The sequence below is a fragment of the Lentibacillus halophilus genome, assembly GCF_039522485.1.
In the GTDB taxonomy this organism is placed as follows: Bacteria; Bacillota; Bacilli; order Bacillales; family Amphibacillaceae; genus Lentibacillus; species Lentibacillus halophilus.
Genome location: NZ_BAAADM010000026.1, coordinates 18,468 through 42,897 on the forward strand (window position 1 = coordinate 18,468; position 24,430 = coordinate 42,897).

A 24,430-nucleotide genomic window follows, 5' to 3' on the forward strand; every position below is an offset into this window, starting at 1 on the left:
AGGATTCTGATGAAAACCGTCTCTCTCATCATACCATGTTTCAATGAAAGAGATTCGTTAAAACAAACATATCAAGCGATCAGTGATGTTTTACAGCGGTCAACGGACGTTTCCCATGAAATGATTTTCGTCGATGATGGAAGTCAGGACAACACCTTTTCCATCATTTATGATATCGCCGCTGCTGATTCACGTGTCAAATATGTAACGTTCACAAGAAACTTCGGGAAAGAAGCGGCGATGTTAGCCGGATTAAAAAATGCTTCCGGCGATGCGGTCATTATTATGGATGCCGATTTACAGCATCCGCCGCACTTGATTCTGGATATGCTGGCGGCGTATGAGGATGGGTATCACCAAGTCGTCGCCAAACGAACACGGACCAATGAAAAACCGTTCCGCAAGTGGATGACGATGGTTTACTATAAAATGATCAATAAACTGATTGATGTCGAGTTGGTCGACGGCATTGGGGACTTTCGTCTGCTGAGCCGCCAAGCTGTTGATACGCTCTTACAAATGCCGGAATACAACCGCTTTTCCAAAGGCTTGTTTTCCTGGATTGGGTATGAGAAAAATGTGATTGAGTATGACAACCAGGAAAGGGTGGCCGGCAGCAGCAAATGGGGATTCAGCAAATTGTTGAATTACGCGATCGATGGAATCATTTCCTTTAACAGCAAACCGTTGCGCTTATTAATTTACATGGGCTTGATCATCACGTTGTTAAACATGGTGTATATCGGTGTTTCGTTTGTGCAAATTTTGCTGTTCGGCATCGATGTTCCCGGCTACTTTACACTCATTTCCTCCGTCTTATTCCTGGGAGGCGTTCAGCTCATTTCGATTGGGATTTTAGGGGAGTATGTCGGACGTATCTTTTATGAAGTGAAACGCAGGCCCGAGTATGTCATCTATCATACCAATATCCATTCGAAAGAACACAGAACCGACCGTCAATATACAGTAAAACTTCCGATTGGTGACAAAAAATGATATCCAGGCTCATCCATTTAATCCAAACCAGAGCCTTTATTCGATTTGTCATCGTTGGCTGTATCAACACGTTAACCTATTACACGCTGTATGTGCTGTTTATGTCGCTGGGTGGTTTATATATCATCAATCACTCAGCTGCTTTTGTTATCAGTATGGTCGGGTCTTTCTATTGGAATTGTTATTTCACGTACCGAACGAAACCGACATTGGCGAAGTTTTTTCAATTTCCGCTAACGTATGTCGTCAATTATAGTGTCTCAACTTTGTCCCTTTATGTATTAATCGACCTGCTGCAGTTCAGTGAATTTCTGTCCCCGCTCATCGCGGCCATCATCCCCATCCCATTCACATTCATCATCTCACGGTTCATATTGGTGAAGTAAAAGGTGCCTGGCACTCGTTTAATTCAGAATTGTTTCGGTGCCTGGCACTGACTCAATTCTGAATTGTTTTGGTGCCTGGCACTGATTCGGTGCCTGACATTATGGATCGTAGGACGTCGAGTTGGATGAAGGGGTAGGGACTTGTTCGCTGGTGGTAATAAAGCGGGAACGATGAGTAGGGATACATGTGCAATTGCGACACCATCGGCACCTCCGTCTCGATCGGGTTACGGTGTATATAGTCAGACACCTCAACCATCCCGCCCGGAAGAGGCACTTCTTTGGAATAATAACGATTTTGATAAATTTGACCGGTAAAATGGTATCGATGGCGATAATAGTCGCTGTAGCGTTTGTTTATGAGTGACATGAGTGTGCCAAGTGACACATGAGGGGACCGGAGCAAAAAATGAACGTGGTTGGTCATAATGCAATAGGCATGGACTTCAAAGGGATATTTATAATACACACCATTTAAAATACGATAATACTCGTTAATATCGACATGATCTATGAAAATGTTTTGCCGATTATTGCCGCGCATGGTGATATGATAATAACCATTTGAATGCCAGGCCCGTCTAGGTCTGCCCATGAAAACCAGCCCCAATCGGTCGAGTCACATGAACCACATACTCGGTTGCTCTCAATTTGCACGTCTCGCCTTTATAAATAAAACCACCTACATTCCGCCTCGGCCATTTTTTCATCACGTGTTCATGCATTTCAATCATCCTTTCCTTACGATTCTATTTTCCTATCCTAGCCCTGAATCCAGCCCATGTAAAACAGGCATTATGCCATTTTACAGCGCCCAAAACACCACAAAATTCAAAAACACACAAGACAAACACCCATTTTTAGCGTACCTGGCACCGAAACAAATCAAAATTATCCGAATTGTTTGCGTGCCTGGCACCGGAACTATTCTGAATTGTGTGCGTGCCTGGCACCAAAACAAACAAAAAAATCTGCGGAGGGGTTTTGCCCCGCCGCAGAATTGTCAGAATTGTTAAAGTGCCTGGCACCATTAATCCAATTGGTATTGATCGAGTTTGGTTCCGTCTTGTGCAATGATGATATCGACTGGTTTATCCGGATATTTGTTCCTGATGATGTCTTGGTATTTCGTCTTCAGGTCATCATTCCATTCTTTTTCAGCTTTAAGCTGTATATCAATATTAACCGATTCTTTGTCTTCGCCTTCAACCAATTGAACCATTGCTTTTTTTACTTCGTCTTCCTGCTTAAGTGTTTTTTGCAGGTCATCGTCACTGGATAATTCTTGTGAAGGCTCATTATTTTCTTGATCTTTACTTTGGTCTTTTTCTTCCTGTTTTGGCTCATCATTCTTATCGGATTCATCTCCGGACGAGCACCCAGCTATGGAAATGGCTGCTACTGCCAGTACCATCGTTATCATCCATTTACGTAACGTCATTCTATCGCCACTCCTTCTTTAATAAGTACAGCGTTATTTTACCGTACACCAAACGGAATCGTACAGGGTAGTATGTCCTATTCTGTAAAAAAGATGACTACGGAGAGAGACCCTCCCCGTAGAATTGTCAGAATTATTGAAGTGCCTGGCACCGCTACTTTTCAGAATAGTCAGAAGAGTTAACGTGCCTGGCACCGCTGCACCGCTACTTCAATCCTTTTAAAAGGATGTCGATTTCTCCGCGCATGAGTTCTTCGATGTTATCCTGCTTTCGGAAAACTTGAAAGTAAATGCCGAGTCGGAGAACGTCCTGGATGAGCCATGCTGCGACTTCCGGCTGTACATCCCGGATGTCATTTTGATCCATAAAATGCTGCAGCATCGTGGACAGTCGTTGCATATCCTTCTCTTGATTCTCGGCCATCCATTCCTGTAATTGATTGGAAATCCTTGATAGATCCTCATATATCACAAACGATATTTTTTCGCCGTGCTTATTCAGCATAAATAGTGTCTTGTGCAGCAGACGATCGAAAAATGCTTCAATCGAATGGGACTCTTCAATGGCTTCCATCAACACATCGGACACGTAGGAGACGTTCGTCTTAATCATTTGGACAAATAACTCTTCTTTACTGTCAACATATTGATAGATGGTTCCTTTTCCGACACCGGCACCAACGGCAATGTCATCCATTTTTGTCTTTTCATATCCGCAGTTCAGAAAGACGTCATTAGCCGATGACAGAATGGATTGCCATTTATTAGGCTTTGTCATACGACACCATCCTCTACTCCAATTCCTGGGTCTTCTTCTTCCGTGTTACTAACCGTTTCATCGTATTGGCGGTGTTGTCGATAATCACATACATAACCGGTACAAGAACGAGCGTGAAGACGGTTGATGATAACAAGCCAAAGATAACGACGATGGCCATCGGTTGCTGCGTTTCAGCGCCCTCTCCGATAGCTAACGCAAGCGGCACCATCGCAAGTGCTGTCGTTAAGGTCGTCATGAGAATCGGACGCATACGGCTTTTTCCTGCCTCAATAATAGCTTCCATACGATCGATTCCCTTGCGACGCAGAATGTTAATATAGTCAACAAGGATAATGCCGTTATTGACGACAATACCTGCGAGCATGATCAAACCAATCAATGCCGGCATACTCAATGGTATATTCGTAACAAATAATCCTAAAATGATACCAATGACCATGGTCGGCAAGGAGAACATGATAATAAATGGATAGGTAAATGACTCAAATTGAAAGGCCATGACCATGTAGACTAACACAATGGACAAAATTAATGCCAAGCCGAGTTGTGTAAATGACTCGGTAATCTGTTCCGTTTGTCCGCCCATATCGGTGTCATAGCCGTCAGGTAAATTCATTTGGTCCAGCTTCGATTGAATTTCCTGAGATACACTGCCCAAATCCCGACCTGTGACATCGCTGGTGATGTTCATTTGCCGTTGTTGATCTTGACGATTAATTTCACTCGGTCCTTGCGTCTGTTTCAGATCGGCAACGGCCGTCAGGGGCACATCAACACCTTGAGCATTTTTAATCACCATGGTTTCCAGATCACGAATGGTCTCCCTCTGTTCATCAGGGAGGGCAACCGTGACATCATATTCATTGCCACCTTCTTTGTATTTGGTTGCTGTTTGGCCGCTGAACGCCAAGTTGACTTCACTCATGACTTGCTGGTACGACAGACCATATCGGCTGGCGACATCCCGGTTCACGTCCACTTGAATTTCCGGATTTCCCTCGGATGCTGAGCTGTCAACGTTCATCGTTCCTTCTGTATCTTCAATCATCCAGACAATTTGCTGCGATATGTCTCTTAGCACGTCGAGGTCATCACCGGAAACGTTAACCTGTATCGGGGAGCCTGTGCTCATGCCCGTACTGCCTGCCGAAACGGTAATTTCTGCACCTGGAACATCATTGAGCTTCTCGTCGACATCCGCAATAAATCCATCTGTTGTCGTGTCCCGTTTTTCTGAACTGATTAATTCGATCATAAAACTGGCTGTATTGCTGCTGGAGCCGCCTCCAACACCCGGCGTTCCACCACCGCCTATCGTGACAAAACTGGTTTTAATAATATCGTCATAACCCTTCAGATGGTCTTTAATATTCTTGACTGTGGCTTCTGTTTCTTCAAGTTGTGACCCGTCATCCAAGGTTACCTCAATTTGAGCTTGGCCGTTATCCGAACTTGGTTGCAATTCAACACCTATCGCCGGAATTAAAGCGAGTGACCCGACAAGAAGCAAGCCAACAATTAATACGACCGTTTTCCGTATTCTGAGTGCTCGAGCCAATACTTTTTCGTAAACAGCAATTAACTTATTCAAAAGCCAATTGACCATTCCCTTGCTATTCTCACCGCCAAATGACACATTCGCGTTTGTCAGTAATTTCGACGACAGCATCGGGATTAACGTCAATGCTGCTATAAGAGAAGCAGACAGGGCGAATACAACCGTTAAGGCCAGCGGTTTAAACAATTGTGCCGCTATACCATCGATAAACACAACCGGTAAAAACACGACGACTGAGGTAATCGTCGACGCAATAACCGCTGATGATAATTCGGATCCGCCTTCAATCGCAGAATCCTCGGTCGACAACCCTTCCTGACGCTTTTTAAAGATATTTTCCAAAATCACGATGGAACTGTCCACCATCATACCAATACCTAACGCTAAACCACCCATGGATAAAATGTTAAGCGTTTTGCCGGTAAAGTACATGAGAGTGAAAGTGGAAATAACAGCAATCGGCATCGAAATTCCGACAACCAGGGTTGCTCGAATGCTCCGTAAAAACAGAAGCAGAACGACGGCTGCCATGATCGCACCGACAATCATGTTTTGAACAACGGATTTCATGGAATCCGTAATAAACGTTGATGTATCGATCACGGTCGTCAGTTCCATACCACGTTCGTCAAGATCCGGATTCAACTCGGCAATTTTATCCTGGACCCCTTGAGCCGCATCCACTGTATTGCCGTCGGATTGTTTCGTAATCGAAAAGATGAGTGCGTCTTTGCCATTAACGCGTGTTATGCTGCTTTGGTCCTTGAACGTGTCTTTTACATTGGCCACATCGGCCACTCGAACCGAATTACCATCATTCAAGTCAACCAATGTGTTCCGGATAGCGTCCACCGAGGTGTATTCACCGTCAATCCGTAACTGAACATCTTTATCACCTTGCAGGACGGTACCTGCTGATATGGATCGATTGCCTGAGCTGATCGCCTGACTGACCTGGGATGGTGTTATGCCATAATTAGACAGCTTCCCTTGATCTAGGGCGACACGGATTTCCCGTTCGACACCACCTTGAATGTCAGCCGATGCAACGCCACTGACGCGTTCAAGTTCCGGCTGAATTTCATCTTCTGCAATATCCTGCATTTTGCTTAGATCATCACCGGTCAGACTGGCCCACGTAATCGGCGTACTATTCGGATCCAGCCGCATGACGGTGGGCGAATTGGCGTTATCCGGAAGCGTCCCTGACACTTGGTCGATTTTTTCCCGAACATCGTTTAATGCATTATCGATATCTCTGCCGAAATCAAATTGCATAATGACCAGGGAGGAAGACGGTTTAGAAACGGATTGAACGGTATCAATCCCTTCAATGCCACCAACGGACGATTCAATGGGCTTACTGACCAATTCCTCCATTTCCTGCGGTGCAGCACCGTCATAACTGGTCGCTACGACAGCAACAGGTAGATCCATTTTCGGAAACAGTTCAACAGCCAATCCCCGCAACGAAATCGTTCCCAGTAGCAGGGCCGCTATGATGACCATGACAACGCCGACCGGACGTTTTATTGACCCTCTCACAAGTTTCAACGCTTAGTCCTCCTCCATAATTTTTACTTTATTCCCATCTTCGAGGAGGCTTTGTCCGCTTGTGACGACTTGATCGCCTTTTTTGATATCACCTTTGACAGCCGTGACGTTTGTTCCTTGCCGGATAATGTCGACGTCTTTTTGAACGGCTTTACCATCTTTTGCGATAAACACAACAGATTGTCCTTCCACTTGAACCACGGCGTTGGATGGTACTAAGAGGCTCTTGTCTACCAGCACTTCATCGGTGATTAATGTGGCAACCATGCCGGGACGGATGGTACGGTCGCTGTTTTGGATGTCGGCTTCAACAGTGAACAACCCCGCATCAGAGCTTGTTGAGGCAACATAGGAAATGGTTCCGGTCACGTTGTCGTCCACGCCTGAAACAGCGATTTCGACGCTATCGCCCTTCGACAACCTTTTCAACCGTTCCGGTGATACTTGAACCTCCAGCTTGACCGTGTCCATTGAGACAATGGTCGCGAAAGGTTCCTGAGTTGAGGCCATTTCCCCCTGCTCACTGTTCAACGTGGTGATCTCACCGCTTATAGGGGCTTTAATGATTTTATCCTGTAAATTCTCCCGAGCCGTATCAACCCCTAGTTGGGCTTGCTGAACGGATGACCGTGCTTTGTCAATACCGATTTCCGCCTCGCGAATGGATGACTGGGCAAGGTCAACGCCAACTTCCGCCTGATCAACGGACGCTTTTAATGACGCCAGCGAAATATCACTCGTTGCCTGTTCTTTATTCATTTTCACTTTTTCATACGCATTCTGGGCGTCTTTTAATGCTTTTTCGGCATCCTCATATTCCTTTTTGGAAATTAACCCATCATCAAACAGCGATTTCATCCGTTTTTTATTTTTCTTTGCCTGATCGAGAGCCGTTTTTGCATTTTCTATATCCAGTTCGATACTGTCTTCATTATTTTGCTGTTTTTCTTTCGCTTCTTCCAGAGAAGCCTCCGCTTGACGCAACGACGCTTTCGACTGTTTGCGGTTTGTTTGGGCTTTTTTCTTGCCCGCAATCGCATTGTCCAACGCGATTTTTGCCTGCTCCAACTTGGATTGCTTCTGGTCGAGCGCATTGCGTTCATCCGTCGCATCAATTTGTGCGATGGTTTCTCCATTTTTCACGGTGTCACCCTTTTCCACCGAGACGCTTGTTAATTCACCCGGTGCTTTCGGGGTCGCGTTTACTTCCTGTTCAGGAATAATGGTCCCTGTTATTTTATTCTCATCATTTAACGAACCGAGCGATACGTCCGCAACTTCCACGGGTGTTTCTGTTTCCTTCTGATCGTCTGTTGCGCCTTCTGACTCACTGCATCCCGTGGCGATACCGGTGAAGAGAATAATAGACAAAAGACCTGCTAAACCGGTCTTGGTATTCATAAAATCATACCTCCCCCTTATCAGTTGTGTTTTTACAAAGGCATGGCCAGAACTGACTGGTCAGTTCTGGCTGTATATACATAGCTCACAGACGCTACATCCCACTAGCTCTGAGATACGAGCGACGATGCGATGACGCATTTGTTCTGTCTTGTCATGTCTGCTTATTGTTTGCCGCCGCCTGCGCTCTGTTGTTGACTTTGTTGACTGCCGCCGCCTGTTTGAATCACGCCGTTTCTCAATAACTCAACTTGACGTTTCAGGAGAAAATATTCCTGTTTCGCTGATTTTAAATCCAGTTGCGCCTGATCCACTTTCGTGCGGGCTGAATCATACTTTTGCTGGGATATCAGACCGACATCCAACCGGCGTTTCAGATTTTGATGATCTTCTTTGGCGTAGTCCAGTTCATGTCGTTTTTCCATAAACGATTGGTATTGATTTTTAGCGTCTGTAAATAGACTATCAATGGCCTGGTTTAAATCCTCTTTTAATTGCTTAATATTTTCCTTTTCCTGTTCTACAGCAATTTCAGCCTGATTGACATCTTCGGCTTCAACATCTTTATCGGTATCGGTAACGTCTTTTTTGGCCTGGTCCAATTTGTACTCAGCAAGCTCCAATTTTTCTTTGGCTGTCTTCATGCTATATGAGTTGTTGATTAATTCTTCGGTTGTCTTCTCCTGTTCGATGGGCTCCACTGATTCCAAACCAGGGGCTTCCAAGGATAAATCATCGTGATAAGCAACACCGATATCGGCAGCAAAATCACGCATATTATTTTGCAGTGTTGTTTCTGTCTGGTCGATCTGGGAATCGAGACGTGTCAGTTCCCGTTGGGCGGTGCGGAACTTATCGCGCGATGCAAGCCCGAGATCATAACGTTTCTTGGTTGCTTCCACTTGCTCTCTTTGCGTCTCTAGGGATTCTTTTGTGAACGCCAACTGATTTTTGGTCATCACCAGTTGCATAAAGGTGGAGACGGTCTTGAATTTAATGTTTTCTTCAGCTTCCTGTTGATTAAATTCAAGTTGTATTTTGTTGGACGTCAATTCTTCATATGCGTCTTCAAGTTGATCCAGACTATCTTCCATTTTTTCTATTTGGTTTTGAATCTGATAACGCTGTTGAAAGGTGTGGCCCGGTTTTTCCTTCAGATCATCAAACTTATCTTCCAGATCCTCTATATCATCTTCCAAATCGCTGTAATCATTTTCAGTGCCAGCTAATTGACTTTTCAAATTATCCAACCGATACCGGACGAGCATAAGCGATGTATTGTCTGTTAACGCATGGTCAATCGCAGCATCGAGCGTAAGGGTATCAATCGTCTCAACCGATTCGTCACCTGTTTCTTGCGATTCGTCCCCCGTACTGTCCGGTGCTTGCTGATCGTCATTAACAGTTGACTCATTACCATCAGCCAGAGCGACAGGTGTCATCGTTGTCGAAGCAATCAAAGCGGCTAATCCGGTTGTGACTCCTTTTTTCATGTGATGTATCCTCCCATGTATGAATATTTCCGAACGATCACTAGCATTGTAGAACTGGCACTGTTCTGCCCACGATATGAAACACTTTTGTATGTCTATGCGGTTCTTCATACAGTTATGATGCATGGTAACATATGCAACATGCGACAGAAATCACCTATCCTCTACAAAACTAGTACCATTCCATAGCATATATTCTAACACACATATCAGCGAACGAGAACAATTCTGAATTGGAATTGTGTCGGTGCCTGGCACTTGAAGAATTCTGAATTGTGTTGGTGCCTGGCACGAAAAAAACCCTACGGAGCGTTTCTTCTCCGTAGGGTTCGTCTATTAATCTACCGGACGATTTTCAAACGAATAATTGATAAAATCATCGGCAATATCAAAGTTTGGTACCTTTGGTGTTTCCGGCCGGATAATTTGATAGGCGGCCGCTCCAACAGTTTCCGTCACTTGCTGGAGTTTCTTCTTGCTAATTTTATCCAATGTGTCTGTTGGCTGGTGGTACGATGGCTCAAGAGGCGCATGGGTAAATAACGCCGTCGGTATACCAGCATCATGGAATGGCTGATGATCGCTGCGCCCCATTTGTCCGTATGGCAAGGTGACATCCATCGTTTTGGAGGCCCACGTTGCGCCCATATCCGTTACTAGATTTTTGTTGCCGTCAATCGTGAACATAATCAGTCCACCGGCCGGGTTATCGGCTCCGGCTTCACGGGCACCAATCATATCCATTTGAAAATGTGATACGATCCGGTTCCGTTCATTCTGCAACATGGACTCAACGTAATGTCTTGATCCAATGAGCCCTCGTTCCTCCGCGCCAAACGTTACAAAGCGTACTTCCGTATCGATCGGCTTATTCGCATAAATGCGGGCAAGCTCGAGCACCGCTGATACCCCTGATGCATCATCATTGGCGCCCGGGCCACCAGGAACAGAATCATGATGCGCTCCAATGGTAACGAGCTGTCCTGTCGCTTTATTCGGTTCTGGCTTTAAAGAAGCAACCACATTATGGGACGTCTTTTCGATACGTTTGACTTTGATATCCAACGTCGCCGTTACATCGCCATCGTCCAACTGCTTCACCAAGTCTTGTCCGGTTGAACTGGATACGCCAACTGCCGGAATGATTTGTGCGCCCGGTACCATTCGATAACTGGCGTCGTCGTCACTGGAGTAGACGATAGCGCCAATCGCGCCCTTTTCCTTGACTGTGAACACTTGTTTTAAAGGCGGCATCTCCGTATTGCCCCGTTCAATGAGCGCGATTTTTCCGTCCACATCCGGCATGTCATCGGGATTCGCTTTGCCTACGTCAACAAGGGACGCTGTTTGTTTTCCGTTTGGACCACCACTGATGACATCGACTGCCTTGTCCTCCAGTGCGTTGCCATTGATCGCAACATTGGCTTCAGAGTGGACTTCCCGAATAGGAAATGATTGAATCTCGGTATCGTAACCAAGCTCATCGAATCTATTTTTAATATAATCGACGGCTCGTTTTTCCCCGTCCGTACCAGCTTCACGCGGAACATCGCTCAAATAGTCGATGTCATTATACATATTCGCCGCATCAACATTTTGTATAACTTTTTGGTCGAACAGTTCAAATGTGCTGCCCAGCTCTTGCACTTTTTGATCGAGTGTGACATACATCGTGGCAAATGCGCCGCGGCTAATCGATTCGGCAGGCCTGAAATCATCGGTCTGATTCGTGACACCCAAGTCCGCTAAAATTTGAACACGTTGCTTATGGGACGGGGCCACATTATCCAATTCTATGTTTCTACTCTCGTTTGCCTCATATTCATCTAAATCTCTTGCTGTCAAAAGGACCGATGCCAGCTGTTGCCGTGTGATCGGTTGATTAGGATGAAATGAACCGCCACTTCCCTGAAAAATCCCCGCTTTGGTAACAGCGGCAATCTGTTTGGCGTAGGAATGATTGCTATTCACGTCGTCGTACCGGTTTAACAGGCGATTCATCGTTTGTTCTTCCGGTGCTTTTAAATCAAATGCTTGATACATCATAACAGCTACTTGAGATCGCGTTACATCATCCCACTGACCAAATTGTCCATTGTCGTACCCTTGAACAATGCCCTGTTCGGTCAATGTCATGATCGCTTCATAATGACTCTGCCCCTCGTTTACATCCGGATAGGACGATGATGCTGCCAAAACAGGCGCAGCAGCCATACTTACAGCAGCAGCTGCAGCAAAAACAGACCCTGTGACTTTTTTCCATAAATGGTTATCTGCCATGAATCTTACCCCTCCCCTATGTAAAATCTATACAACAAGCCATTGTAATATTAACACAAAGGACAACGCCTGTCACCTCCAAAAGTTCAGAATTGTTTCGGTGCCTGGCACTCGTTCAATTCTGAATTGTGTGGGTGCCTGGCACTGACTGAATTCTGAATTGTGTGGGTGCCTGGCACTGACTGAATTCTGAATTGTGTGGGTGCCTGGCACTGTGTTGGATGCCTGGCACTTTTTTGAATAACTAAAGCACATTGTGCAAAAGATATGCTTAAAGATGAAAGGGGTTTTGATAATGAGTGAGTTTATCACCGCAGAACCAAGGTCAAATGCCGCTGCAATTGTCTCAATTTCGCTTGCCATTCTTGGTTTCGTTTTTAGCCTAATTCCATTTATTGGATGGTTTTTACTGCCAGTATGGGTCTCAGCGATAGCAATAGGTACTTTAGGCTTATTAAAACAATACAACAGGGGAATGGCACTATTCGGTATCGGGATAGGGTTGTTTACATTTATATATAAGATTTCTTTTCTTCAAGCATTATTTGGGTAATCAAGAGCCCCAAATAATCACAATACATTAAAAGGAGGTAGTTACAAAATAACTACCTCCTCATTGTGTGGGTGCCTGGCACTCGTTCAATTCTGAATTGTTTCGGTGCCTGGCACTGACTGAATTCTGAATTGTGTTGGTGCCTGGCACTTAAATACGAATATCGGGTTTCATTTCGTCAATCGTTGCTGGGCCAATGTAATGGACATTGTCTAATTCTTGTATTGCATCGAATGAGCCATGTTCCTGCCGGTAATCAATGATGTTTCCGGCAATCTCCGGGCCAACGCCGGTGATTAATTGAAGTTTTTCTTTGTCGGCATGATTAACGTCAATCGGATAAGGGTCTGGATTCGGCTCCGGATTTGGTTCTGGATTCGGTTCGGGATCCGGCTTAGGATTCGGTGTGACGGTTTGTTCGTCTGCGTTCACTTTATACGCAAACCGATTGGAATCCACTGTTATATCACCCGATTCCATAGTCGAATATAAATTGGTGCCAGCGTTGTTCAAGCGACTTACGACGTTGTCATCAGGGTGACCATAATTATTTTCTCCATACGACAATATCCCCACTTCTGGCTGAACGTCATTGATAAACGATTGAGATGTTGACGTTTGTGATCCATGATGGCCTACCTTCAGTATGTCAGATGACACATCGTAATTCGACATCATTTTCTGTTCATTAGTGGTCGTTGCATCTCCCGTAAATAAATAATCAACTTCACCTTGTGTCATTTTTAACACGATGGACGATTCATTATTATCGTTGCTTGAACGTTTGCTGTTTAATACTTTAATATCTAAATTTTTATCCAGATTGATTGTCTCGCCAGTCTGTGCGGTATCCATCGGAATGTTCTTATTATTAATTACGTCGATATAATCCGAATACGTTTGTGTCGTATGCGATTTTCCGCTATCCAGCACACGGTTAACGTCAACGTGTTTAAGAACGTCGATAAGACCGCCAATATGATCAGCATCGGGATGTGTTGCCACGAGAAGATCGATGGACTCAATTCCGGATTGATTCAAGTAATCAACCACATCGTCACCTGACGAGTTAGGACCGCCATCAATTAAAATATGTTTCTCATTTGGCGTCTCGACCAGAATACCATCACCTTGCCCCACATCAATAAAATGAGCTGACATTTCATTATATTTATCGGATGTGACTTGCGAGGTCCTATACAAGAACGTCGCAAACTGACCGCGTGTCACATCTTCAGACGGGCGAAAGTTATCCGTCTGGTTGGAAATGCCGTGTTGCAATAACAGCCGAACATTCTTTTTGTGGGACGGGCTGACATTGGAGACATTTGCATCAATGGCGTCCCCGTTGTCCTTAATGTTATAGGCTTGAACCAATACTGTTGCCATTTGCTCCCGTGTCAATGGTTTATCATCATGAAAATAGCCATTGCTTCCTTGAAAGATATCCGCATCATATGTAGCCGCAATTGATTTGGCATAATAATGCGATGGTGATATGTCCTTGAAATGGTTTAATAGATTTGAAAGATCTTTCGATAACGTTAGGTCTTTCGACTCGGAAAACAATGCTGCCGTTTGTTGTCTGTTAATGTTTTCAAAGGGATGAAACTCATTTGACGGATAGCCGCTAATGACACCTTCCTCCGTTAATGTTGTGATCCCCATGTAATGCGAATTATCCTGAGACACATCTTCAAAATTAGATGCGGCGTCGACTGGAGATGCCAGAAAAGCAAACGTCATAGCAACCAGTACGACAATAAAACTATGTCTCAATCGTATTCCTCCCTATCAATATAGTACCAATGTCATGGTACTATTTGCATAGGAATAAAATCAAATGTTTCGGTGCCTGGCACTTAAACAATTCAGAATTGTTCGGGTGCCTGGCACTCGAATTCTCTATGGCATGAGTTTGGCTAGTTGGACGTTCGATACGGCTAGTTCTGCCAGTGTTGTGTTATTTTTTGGTTGGAAATTGTTGTTGTCGTCTCCTTGAACAAGTCCAAGTGCTTGTGAGAGAGCGACATAGCCTTGATAGTCATCATCAATAGCATCGGCGTCCGCAAAATCAAGCTTATACACATCGCCTTGTTTGGCTGCTGAGTCCAGGTTGAGCATACGGATATACCAGGCTGCAAGCTCCTGCCGTGTCAACGTTTCATCAACCGGGAATGTATCCTGATCAGTGTTAATAATCCCCTGGTCTGCTGCCCGTTCCACAACGTGATACAAGTCGTCTTCAGGTGCGATATTGTCAAATGTCTGCTCCTGCTGTCCTTCCGGAGGTACAACCGGTCCAGGCAGCGGCCTATCAGGCATTTGTGTCACTGATCGCATGAGCACGTTTAACGCTCTTCCTTTAGACAACGGGGCATCCGGTTTTAAAGATTCCGGATCATCCACTTGAATGATTCCCGCTTCGATCATAAAGTTCAGTTCATCCTCGGCCCGTGGATGCGAAATGTCAATGTTTGCGTCTTCCTGCTGATTTGGCATCCTTGGATCATTCATCCATTCCCCATTAACAGCGTCATATGTTTGCGCATCATGTCCAAAGTCCGGCCGGTAAATAAGCTTGTAGTCGCCATCACCTGAACCACCATTATAAGGAACCGGCCTTACCGGATTGGCTTGCAATGCTTGCGAATTCATATACACAAGCGAAACCCCCAGGTCTTCAAGAAAGTCGTCCCTGGCCTGTTTCTTATCCACCACATCCGCTTTGGACGGCCAGTCTTTCACCGCTTGGGTATCCGCATGGAACATGACCACCTTTCCGTCTTCTGCTGAAATCCCGACGCGAATGCTGTCACCGGTTACCCGGATGCCGTCATGAATACGCGGGAATTGAAAGTGATACGACCCATTCGGTGAAATGTCGCCCGCTTTAACGACCGGTTTGCTGTACTGATTAAGTTTTGATGGGGCATAATCCTTAATCGCTTCCACCGCTTTATCCAGCGCTTCCTCTTTCGACACATTCTTTTCAACGTCTTCACCATCACTCATGCGCAATCGGTTAATGTCACGGAATTGCACGACTTCCCCGTTGGCTTTAGCAATGGAAATACTCGATCCGTAAGAAGCAGAACCGGTTTGATACTCGTATTGAATGCGATAAATCATTTGGCCGCTGCGATTTTCCCTTTTCCGTACAGATTCAATTCGCAATTTGGTATCCTCATCATCATTTTTCAAAATCGTTTCCGCTCGTTTCTTCGCTTCATCGCTGGAAATCGGCTCAGACTCAACATCTGCCGGTTCGTCCTGAATCGGTTTGAGGTCATCGGCTTCCGGAATTTCCTCAACGAAGTCGCCATTGACGATGAATTTTCCGTCTGTTGCATGAACCCCTGTGATGGCCGGATCAAAATTATACACGAGCCGGGCATTCGTATCGCCACCTCGTGAGTCAACAACATAATGAAGGCCAAGCTGGAGGTTGTCTTTCAGTTGTTTCAAAGCTTTTTTCTGATCGACCGTTTGTTTCAAATCGTCATAAGAGACGTCTCGTGATTGATTCACTCCGCGGTACACGCGCGAAATGTCACCGTTTCCGAGAATGGTAACCATCACGGTATCCCCCACAACCGGGACGTCTTGTTCCAGCCTTTCATACTGGAAACGGTATTCAATCGGTTCTCTTAACGACTGGTTCGTTGGCAACGGGCGAGGGAACGAGTCTGTCTGACGATACGTCGCATCAGCCGTTAACTGATCGACAACGGTATTCGCCTTTGATTGGGCTTCATCTTTGGAAATCTCTGCCGGAAAGAGAGCATCGTTTTCATGAGGTGATCGGTAGCTGAAACGTTTCAGCTCTAAATCATCCCCGGAAAATGTAGCGTTGCCATGCATGCGCTCTCCATCGACTTCTTTGTTAAAGGACACCCGGTATTGAACGATTTTATCATCCTGTCCTTCCGGGTAGCGATAGCTGGTTCTGACGCGGACATCATCGTCGCTCAATCCATCAAGTTGGTCGGGAACTACCGCTTGCAACCGATCAATCACCTTTCCAACATCAACGTCCGTTTCGGCATCCGGTACGTCAACCACGTGCGAACGATCCATTTGGTATGCCCCTGGCGGAAACTGTTCAGATCCCGCCGCTGCACTGGCGCCAAGCGGTATCCCCGCTATTAGCAATGACGCAGCCAAGGGCGTGACACCTAATCTCTTAAACGTCAAATCTCTCTCCCCCTATAATAAAATTTCTCACAACTACCATTCTAGGTATATTCTCACCCATACGCAACGCCTAACAATGTAAAATTATGACTATTTTTGGTGCCTGGCACTTGAACAATTCAGAATTGTTTGCGTGCCAGGCACCGGAATAATTCTGAATTTTGTATGTGCCTGGCACTGGAACTAAGCGGGATTTTTTTCATACACTATGTTTGGGGTGAGAAAATGTCATTCATTAGATACACAAGTAAAGACGTTGACTTAATGGCGAGGATGATGCGAGCCGAAGCGGTCGGTGAAGGAAGACTGGGAATGATGTTTGTCGGAAATGTCATTGTTAACCGTGCAAAAGCGGATTGTTTGGATTTTACCGATATAAGAACAGCTCGAGAAGCCATTTATCAAGTGCAAGGAGGAAATTATGTCTTTGAAGCTGTTCAAAAAGGGAGTATGTTTTACCAGCCAGCACGAGAGTCCACAAAACGATTGGCAAGAAAAAACTTGAAATACTGGAGGCGTCATCCAGCAAAATACTCACTCTGGTACTTCAACCCATTTGAATCATGTCCTGCCACATGGTATGGGGAGCCGTTTGCCGGTCAATATAAAAATCACTGCTTTTATGAACCAGCAGCCGGAACGTGCGAAAGTGTTTATTAACGTGCCAGGCACCGAAACAATTCTGAATTGTGTCGGTGCCTGGCACTAAATTATGGTGTTTTCAACAAGGATGGGTCAAGGATTTTATAGCCTTGATCGCGCAGGCCTTTCACGATGTCTTCCAATGCTTTGTTCGTCCAGTCGCGGTCATGCATTAAAAGGATGGCGCCGTCACGCAGCAAGCCTGGCGGATCCGGTTGCAGCATGATGTCTGTGAGTTTATCCGCATCCTGATAACCGGGTTTAAAATCATAGCCGTATGACCAGTTCATCACCAGCGCATCCCGTTTTTCTGCCATTTGGGTCGACACATCGGTGTTCACCCCATGCGGCGCACGAAAAAATTTCACCGGATCGCCCGTTATGTCTTCAATTTGGTCATAAACCGGTGCCAACTCTTCCCGCTGCTCCTTTTCTGACAGATCGGACAGATTGGGATGGGTATCCGTATGGTTGCCCAGCGGAAAGCCCATGTCATGAAGTTTTTTCACCTTTTCTTTGCCGCCATCTTGATCGACAAACATTTTGTTTATGTAAAAAATAGCGCCCGCATCCATCTCTTTCAGTTTTTTTGCCATTTCCACCGCATGATCTTCCGGTGCGTCATCAATGGTCAAGAGCACCACATTCGGATCTGCATCATCAATGGGCTCAATGTAATAGTTATCCGTCATTTTGTATTCTGGATCCTTCTGTTCGGACTTGGTCTCCTCTTGCTCGTCATCGTTTTCTTTCGGTTCATCCTCCTCTTTCGCCTTCCCCTCGTCTTGATCCTCCTCATCTTCGGCTGTTTGATCCGAATTTGTCTCCGCCTTTTCTGAATCATCCGGTGGAGACTCCTCAGAATTCGATGTCGCCGAACATGCGGATAAAACAAGTAGTATAGCAAACAGCCATATCGTATACGCCCTCATATGCTTCCCCTCCATATATGCATTTACCCTTCCCATTATAAACGAAATCAAGTGTCGGCGCCAGGTGCCTGGCACTTAAACTATTCAGAATTGTTCTGGTGCCTGGCACTCGCTCAATTCAGAATAATTGCGTTGGTGCCTGGCACTCGCTCAATTCAGAATTGTTCTAGTGCCTGGCACCATGTCCCGGTGCCTGGCACTTGAGCATCCGTATTTCTTATGTTTAATTGGAATAGACTAAGAATTGTTTTCAATGAAGGAGTTGTGACCATGATAGACACAAAATCATTATTTGAGACCGCTACATTAGGTTCGACAACCTTAAATAATCGGGTAGCGGTTTCGCCAATGACACGCACGAGTGCCACACCTGAAGGATTGGCCACCGATCAAATGGCATCCTATTATGCATCTTTTGCCCGGGGTGGATTTGGTTTAATTATTACAGAAGGAACGTATATTGATGACAAATATAGCCAGGCCTATGTCAATCAACCGGGGATTGCATACGATGAACAAGCTCAAGCATGGAAAAACGTTGTTGATTCCGTCCATCAGGAAGGGGCGAAAATCGTCATGCAGCTGCAACATTCCGGTGCCCTTTCTCAAGGAAATCGTTTCACCCGGGAAACACTTGCTCCTTCGTCTATCCAACCACAAGGGGAACAATTAAAAATGTATTCAGGGGAAGGTTCATTCAAAACCCCAAACGAAGCAACAAAGGCAGAGGTTCAAGAGGTTATCGATGGATTTGTTCACGCCGCTGAACGTGCCCAATCGGTCGGATTCGACGGGGTTGAATTTCATGGAGCTAATGGCTATTTACTTGATGCGTTTCTTACTGATTATACCAATAAACGTACCGATGAATACGGTGGTTCTTTAGAAAACCGCACTCGGTTATTAGTTGAAGTGTCTCAAGCGGTGCGTGAAGCAGTCGGGAAGGAGTTTATCATTGGTATTCGAATTTCCCAAGCTAAAATAAATAACTTCGCACACAAATGGACTGGAAAAGAACACGATGCTGACGTCATCTTTCGTCAATTGGGGCAAGCCGATTATGACTATATCCACGTTACGGAATATAAGGCGTGGGAGCCTGCATTCGATACAAACGAAGCCCCCCTTGCAGCTCTTGCAAAAAAATACGCGGGACTACCTGTCATAGCCAATGGTCATTTAGAAGATCCTTCCCATGCGGAAGATATGATAGCAAACAAAGAAGCCGACGTCATCGCCTTAGGTAAAGGTGCCTTGGCTAACCATGATTGGGTCAACAAAGTCAAACATAACGAGCCACTAGCAGCGTTTGAAGGAGAAAAAGTACTAAACCCAAATGCGAAAATTAAAGACTTTGAGGTGCCTGGCACTTAAACAATTCAGAATTGTGTCGGTGCCTGGCACTGGCTCAATTCGGTGCCTGGCACTCACTTACCGCTTTGTCATAGTCGGAGGCAACATCGCTGGATGGTTTACCGGCCAAACTGACGACCACAGCAACCATTAAGTTGAGAAGAAACCCTGGTACAACTTCATAAAGCTCAAAAATCCCGCCGGAGAGAAAATCGCCCCACACAATAACGGTGATGGCGCCAACAACCACGCCGGAAAGGGCTCCGGTGCGCGTCGTGCCTCGCCAGAAAAGCGACAGCAGAATCGTTGGTCCAAATGCGGCTCCGAACCCTGCCCAAGCATAGCTTACCAAGTTAAGTACGGAACTTTCCGGATTGATAGCAATCAAGGCGGCAATCAACGCAATAACGAGCGTCGCCAGCCGGCCGATCCACACCAATTCGTTATCGGTTGCCCGCTTCCGGAAAATAGCCTTGTAAAAGTCCTCGGCCACAGCGGATGATGATACAAGCAATTGCGAGTCAATCGTACTCATAATGGCCGCCAAGATAGCCGCCAGCAAAATACCGGAAATGGCTGGATGAAACAACAGCTGTGAAAACGCGATAAAGATTTTTTCTGAGTCCGCCAGCATTTGCACGCCATTTTCGGTCATCGTTGATATCCCATACTCACTTAAAACCGACACATCCTGGGTATTGATGAACGCCAACCCGGCAAGACCGGTAAAAATTGTTCCATAAAGCCCAATAATCATCCAAGTGGTTCCGATAAAACGAGCTTTGGGAACATCTTTCGGTGAGCGTAATGCCATAAAACGTACAATAATATGCGGCTGGCCAAAATAGCCAAGTCCCCACGCAATGGATGAAATAATAGCGATAATTCCAACATCCTCAATCATGTTCAAATGTCCCGGATGGATGTCACCAACCGCCTGAACCGTTGCATCCCATCCGCCCATTTGATTGATGGCAACGATTGGTACAGCGATCAGTGTCATAAACATGAGTATTCCTTGCAGAAAATCCGTCCAAGCGACGGCTAAAAAACCCCCGAGCAATGTGTACGATACTATGACTAGGCTTACAATCCACAGCGACGATTGATAGGGCAAACCAAATGATGCTTCAAACAACTTTGCGCCCGCCACCATTCCCGACGACGTGTAAAACGTAAAAAATAATAGAATAACCAGTGCTGAAATAACACGAAGAAGATGAGAATGGTCCTTGAAGCGATTTTCTAAAAAGTCCGGAATCGTAATGGAATTGTTGGCCAACTCCGTATAAACGCGCAGTCGTTTAGCGACAAATTGCCAATTCAAATACGCCCCCGTAGATAGTCCAATAGCCATCCACGCTTCGGCCAGTCCCGATGCATAAATAGCACCGGGAAGCCCCAGCAGGAGCCAGCCGCTCATATCCGACGCACCGGCGCTGAGCGCAGCCACACCGGGACCCAATTTACGTCCGCCAAGAACATAATCTGATAAATTATCAGTCATTCGATACATGATAATGCCGATCACAAGCATTCCTATAAGATAAACTATAAATGTTATAAACGTCCCCGATTCCATCTACTTTCGCCTTCCTTCTGTCAATAATGTAATGATGGATAACACAATCAGTAAGGGCATCGGTATAAGCAGCCACATCCATGTCGCCGTTGAAATAGCATAATCCAAAACGCATCACCCCCCCTGTTTCGGTGCCTGGCACTAATTGTTTTGGTGCCTGGCACTTGTATGTAACGAAATACGCAAATTTTTACCTGGGTATTTTTCTTTTAGCTTCTCATGATATTTCTCTTTCAATTGATCTTTTGTTTCTGACTTTGTGTCCGGCTTCACTTCGATTTCCATCTTTACGATACTGTCACTATCCTCAACATAACCACTCTTAACGTGTTCCTCTTCTAATAAGTCCGTTGATAAGTCCCGGTCTAGTTCGCCTTGAATATCTTCTTCGATCTTATCTAATTTTTCCGTGACCTCATTATTCTGTGAGCATGCGATCAGTGAAAAAGTGGTTAATATCGCTAAAAAGACTAACTTGGATTTAGTCAAGATGCATTCTCCTTTTTATACCTATTTTATACTTATCTTGACATTATCCGTTAGTATTATACATTAGTGCCAGGCACCCGCACAATTCTGAATAGTTTCGGTGCCTGGCACTAAAGTGGCGGGGGATGACTCCGATATGCCAGCACCCGGAGAAAATCCCTCTCTTCCATGGCTCGTCGTTGCGCCTCATGAACGTTAACCGGGTAAAAGCGAATCTTGCTTCCAGGTGGCAGCTGTGCGACTTTAGGGATATCGACGGAGATGACTGTGGCAATTCGATTATACCCTCCAGTTGTTTGCCGATCGGCCATTAGGATGATTGGCTGTCCATTTGCAGGAACCTGGATCGTTCCAAGTGGTACGGCGTCCGACCATATATCGGCATTATGTTTATGAGGTATCTCGGTCCGCTCTAATCGATACCCCATTCGATCCGATTCAGGGCTAATCGTATGTGTGTCGTTATAAAACGATCGGATGCCCTCGTCTGTAAATCGATCCAATTCAGGGCCTGGCACCACTCGGATAGACGTTTGGTTATGATAATCGGGAATAGCCGCCTGACTCAGTCCCACACCAGGACGAGAATGGACATGAAATCCATTGATAACCATATCCTTTTTTATAACTGTTCCAAAATGTGCCCGTTCATATGTTGATTTGCTGCCCATCATGACCGGAACGTCATACCCGCCTGCAACAGCCAGGTAGGCGCGCACCCCCGATAACGGGCGTCCAAAAGTGATGCGATCACCCTTTTGAACTCGAAACGATTTCCACATCGGTGCTCTTTTGCCGTTGACTGCAGGACTCAAATCGGCACCACCAATGGCTATAACGGCTGGTGATAATACATCCAGTTCCGGTCCCATCAATGCGATCTCCAGCGCAGCTTCATCCTGTTGGTTGCCAACAAGCAGATTCGCTACTTGCAACGCAAATGGATCCATCGCCCCGGAGACGACAACACCATATTGCTGGAGACCTTGTCGTCCCAAATCCTGAATCGTCGTTTGCAAGCCTGTTTTCCTAAATTGAAAAAGTGGTTGAGACAATGGACTACGCTCCGACACGACGAATATCAATCCCTTCTTCATGCAAACGCCCACGCAACTGTTCCACAAATGTCAAAGCATGCGGATGATCACCATGAACGCAAACCGTATCCGCTTCGATAGCAACAGGTGTACCATCCACAGCCATGACACGGTTATCATAAATCATTTGCAGCACCTGTTGTACCGCTTGGTCCGGATCTGTTATCAAAGCCTGTCCTTCTGAACGTGGGCTCAGCGTCCCATCTGGCTGATACGTACGATCGGCAAACACTTCCGATGCAGTCGTCAGCCCATGATTTTTTCCAGCGCGTGTCAACTCACTCCCGGATAGCCCAAACAAAATCAGATCACGATCAACATCCTTCACCGCTGTAGCAATCGCATCAGCAATGTCCGCATCCGTAGCTGCCATATGATACAGCGCGCCATGAGCTTTCACATGATTCATCGCCACCTGATGCACGTGACAAAAGCCTTTTAATGCGCCAATTTGGTATGTGACAAAACGGTACACATCCTCCGGGTCAACCATGATATGGCGGCGACCAAACCCCTGCAAATCAGGTAATCCAGGATGGGCGCCAATACCAGCGCCATTTGCTTTCGCTTTCTTGACGGTTTCGTACATCGTATTATGATCGCCGGCATGATAACCGCACGCTATATTGGCCGACGTTATTACCTTTAATATGTCTTCATCAAGACCAATGGTATACGGACCGAAACTCTCCCCTATATCGCTGTTTAAGTCAATCTGAACGTTAGCCATCCTGAATCACTTCCTTCTCGATTTGGAACGTGTTGTTTTGAACGTGTGTTTCGATTCTTTCGTATTCCCGTTCTGAAATGGGTACGAACCTTATTCGGTCACCTGCCCTGTATAAAAATGGGTCATCACGACTCGGGTCAAATAATTTGACAGGGGTCCTCCCAATGATATTCCATCCCCCAGGCGACGCCAATGGATAGATGCCGGTTTGACTGCCCGCGATTCCAACAGCCCCTTCAGGAACATGGCTTCTCGGATTATCCAATCGTGGTGTGGCCAAGTCCTCGGGCAACCCCCCTAAATACGGGAAACCAGGCAAAAAGCCAATCATATAAATAAGATAATCCACACCTGCGTGTTTTTCCATCACCCTTTGTTCACTCACTCCGCTACTGTCAGCCACTTGTGCTATATCGGGGCCTGCTTTCCCACCGTACAAAACAGGTATTTTTACACGTGTCACGGTTTCTTTCGGACACTCCGAATCGCTATACGCTATATCCAGCAATCTATCGTGGAGGTTTTCATAGGAAACGACATCGGGTTCGTAATAGACATGCACGGTGTGATAGGCAGGCACCCATTCGGTCACACCTCTAACAGCATGGTCACTTAACCGCTTGCAAAAAGCTCTGATTTTACGGTTCAGTTCAGGCGATACCTCTTCATTAAACTGAATACGAATAGCCGCATCACCTGCCACCTGACATGTGATGGTCGTCATCATGGATCACCTTCTTCTATAGAGTGCCTGGCACCCACACTATTCTGAATTGTTTTGGTGCCTGGCACTAAGATAGCATATACGCTGTCATACGAAAACGATAAAATGCCATCCGCTATTAAAGCGACGGGGGGACTGGCCCCGAAATGTCAGAATTGTCCCGGTGCCTGGCACGCGCACTATTCTGAATTGTTTTGGGTCAAGTAGGAGTGAACCTCTCAGCCTAACGGCTGATTGTGTA

At 45.8% G+C, this 24,430-nt stretch carries 20 protein-coding genes; 5 read left to right on the forward strand and 15 right to left on the reverse strand.

The window, feature by feature from the left end:
• Positions 1 to 9: 9 nt before the first annotated feature.
• Together ABDZ72_RS04995 and ABDZ72_RS05000 are read left to right on the forward strand one after the other, a co-directional pair.
• Entirely contained in the window at positions 10 to 996 is a 987-nt protein-coding gene (locus tag ABDZ72_RS04995) for a glycosyltransferase family 2 protein (protein WP_343751536.1), read from the forward strand.
• Positions 993 to 1,382, forward strand: coding sequence for a GtrA family protein (locus tag ABDZ72_RS05000; RefSeq protein ID WP_343751538.1), 390 nt, complete (start codon positions 993 to 995; stop codon positions 1,380 to 1,382). Before ABDZ72_RS04995 ends, ABDZ72_RS05000 begins: the two co-directional genes overlap by 4 nt.
• Before the next feature lie 52 nt (positions 1,383 to 1,434).
• Here the strand turns inward: ABDZ72_RS05000 and ABDZ72_RS05005 are convergent, their stop codons facing one another.
• The 7 genes from ABDZ72_RS05005 to ABDZ72_RS05035 form a co-directional block, all read right to left on the reverse strand.
• On the reverse strand, positions 1,435 to 1,977 hold the full coding sequence (locus tag ABDZ72_RS05005) for a transposase (protein WP_343751539.1): 543 nt from the start codon (positions 1,975 to 1,977) through the stop codon (positions 1,435 to 1,437).
• A gap of 435 nt (positions 1,978 to 2,412) precedes the next feature.
• A complete protein-coding gene (locus ABDZ72_RS05010) occupies positions 2,413 to 2,823 on the reverse strand; it encodes a hypothetical protein (RefSeq protein ID WP_343751540.1) in 411 nt (136 codons plus the stop codon).
• A gap of 205 nt (positions 2,824 to 3,028) precedes the next feature.
• Positions 3,029 to 3,601 (reverse strand): TetR/AcrR family transcriptional regulator, encoded by a 573-nt coding sequence (locus ABDZ72_RS05015; protein ID WP_343751541.1) that lies wholly within the window; start codon positions 3,599 to 3,601, stop codon positions 3,029 to 3,031.
• Positions 3,602 to 3,614: 13 nt separating this feature from the next.
• Positions 3,615 to 6,707 (reverse strand): efflux RND transporter permease subunit, encoded by a 3,093-nt coding sequence (locus ABDZ72_RS05020; protein WP_343751563.1) that lies wholly within the window; start codon positions 6,705 to 6,707, stop codon positions 3,615 to 3,617.
• A 12-nt stretch (positions 6,708 to 6,719) separates the two neighbouring features.
• Positions 6,720 to 8,117, reverse strand: coding sequence for an efflux RND transporter periplasmic adaptor subunit (locus ABDZ72_RS05025; RefSeq protein ID WP_343751543.1), 1,398 nt, complete (start codon positions 8,115 to 8,117; stop codon positions 6,720 to 6,722).
• A 164-nt stretch (positions 8,118 to 8,281) separates the two neighbouring features.
• Positions 8,282 to 9,610, reverse strand: coding sequence for a TolC family protein (locus ABDZ72_RS05030; RefSeq protein ID WP_343751546.1), 1,329 nt, complete (start codon positions 9,608 to 9,610; stop codon positions 8,282 to 8,284).
• 336 nt (positions 9,611 to 9,946) lie between these two features.
• Positions 9,947 to 11,890 (reverse strand): M28 family peptidase, encoded by a 1,944-nt coding sequence (locus ABDZ72_RS05035; protein WP_343751548.1) that lies wholly within the window; start codon positions 11,888 to 11,890, stop codon positions 9,947 to 9,949.
• A 295-nt stretch (positions 11,891 to 12,185) separates the two neighbouring features.
• On the opposite strand from ABDZ72_RS05035, the gene ABDZ72_RS05040 reads away from it, so the two are divergent.
• Entirely contained in the window at positions 12,186 to 12,443 is a 258-nt protein-coding gene (locus tag ABDZ72_RS05040; protein WP_343751550.1) for a hypothetical protein, read from the forward strand.
• Positions 12,444 to 12,593: 150 nt separating this feature from the next.
• On the opposite strand, the gene ABDZ72_RS05045 is transcribed toward ABDZ72_RS05040, so the two are convergent.
• The gene (locus ABDZ72_RS05045; RefSeq protein WP_343751552.1) at positions 12,594 to 14,222 is read right to left on the reverse strand and encodes an S-layer homology domain-containing protein; all 1,629 of its coding nucleotides are present in this window, start codon (positions 14,220 to 14,222) and stop codon (positions 12,594 to 12,596) included.
• Positions 14,223 to 14,348: 126 nt separating this feature from the next.
• Positions 14,349 to 16,640: an S-layer homology domain-containing protein gene (locus tag ABDZ72_RS05050; protein WP_343751554.1), complete on the reverse strand. Its 2,292-nt coding sequence runs from the start codon at positions 16,638 to 16,640 to the stop codon at positions 14,349 to 14,351.
• A 225-nt stretch (positions 16,641 to 16,865) separates the two neighbouring features.
• Here ABDZ72_RS05050 and ABDZ72_RS05055 point away from each other — a divergent pair, with 225 nt between their 5' ends.
• Complete coding sequence (locus tag ABDZ72_RS05055) at positions 16,866 to 17,300, forward strand: cell wall hydrolase (RefSeq protein WP_343751555.1); 435 nt, start codon at positions 16,866 to 16,868, stop codon at positions 17,298 to 17,300.
• Positions 17,301 to 17,350: 50 nt separating this feature from the next.
• Here the strand turns inward: ABDZ72_RS05055 and ABDZ72_RS05060 are convergent, their stop codons facing one another.
• Positions 17,351 to 18,214, reverse strand: a complete 864-nt coding sequence (locus ABDZ72_RS05060) for a polysaccharide deacetylase family protein (RefSeq protein ID WP_343751556.1) — start codon at positions 18,212 to 18,214, stop codon at positions 17,351 to 17,353.
• Between the two features lie 270 nt (positions 18,215 to 18,484).
• Here ABDZ72_RS05060 and ABDZ72_RS05065 point away from each other — a divergent pair, with 270 nt between their 5' ends.
• Positions 18,485 to 19,588 (forward strand): oxidoreductase, encoded by a 1,104-nt coding sequence (locus ABDZ72_RS05065; RefSeq protein WP_343751557.1) that lies wholly within the window; start codon positions 18,485 to 18,487, stop codon positions 19,586 to 19,588.
• A 34-nt stretch (positions 19,589 to 19,622) separates the two neighbouring features.
• Here ABDZ72_RS05065 and putP read toward each other — a convergent pair whose 3' ends face one another.
• From putP to pxpB, 5 genes are all read right to left on the reverse strand, one after another.
• The gene (putP, locus tag ABDZ72_RS05070) at positions 19,623 to 21,149 is read right to left on the reverse strand and encodes a sodium/proline symporter PutP (RefSeq protein ID WP_343751558.1); all 1,527 of its coding nucleotides are present in this window, start codon (positions 21,147 to 21,149) and stop codon (positions 19,623 to 19,625) included.
• Between the two features lie 141 nt (positions 21,150 to 21,290).
• Positions 21,291 to 21,638: a hypothetical protein gene (locus tag ABDZ72_RS05075; protein ID WP_343751559.1), complete on the reverse strand. Its 348-nt coding sequence runs from the start codon at positions 21,636 to 21,638 to the stop codon at positions 21,291 to 21,293.
• A 110-nt stretch (positions 21,639 to 21,748) separates the two neighbouring features.
• Positions 21,749 to 22,657 (reverse strand): 5-oxoprolinase subunit C family protein, encoded by a 909-nt coding sequence (locus tag ABDZ72_RS05080; protein WP_343751560.1) that lies wholly within the window; start codon positions 22,655 to 22,657, stop codon positions 21,749 to 21,751.
• A 40-nt stretch (positions 22,658 to 22,697) separates the two neighbouring features.
• Entirely contained in the window at positions 22,698 to 23,465 is a 768-nt protein-coding gene (locus ABDZ72_RS05085) for a LamB/YcsF family protein (RefSeq protein ID WP_343751561.1), read from the reverse strand.
• Positions 23,458 to 24,192 carry a 5-oxoprolinase subunit PxpB gene (pxpB, locus tag ABDZ72_RS05090; RefSeq protein ID WP_343751562.1) on the reverse strand — a complete coding sequence of 245 codons (735 nt, stop codon included), beginning with the start codon at positions 24,190 to 24,192 and terminating at the stop codon, positions 23,458 to 23,460. The genes ABDZ72_RS05085 and pxpB overlap by 8 nt, the downstream gene beginning before the upstream one ends.
• Positions 24,193 to 24,430 lie beyond the last annotated feature (238 nt).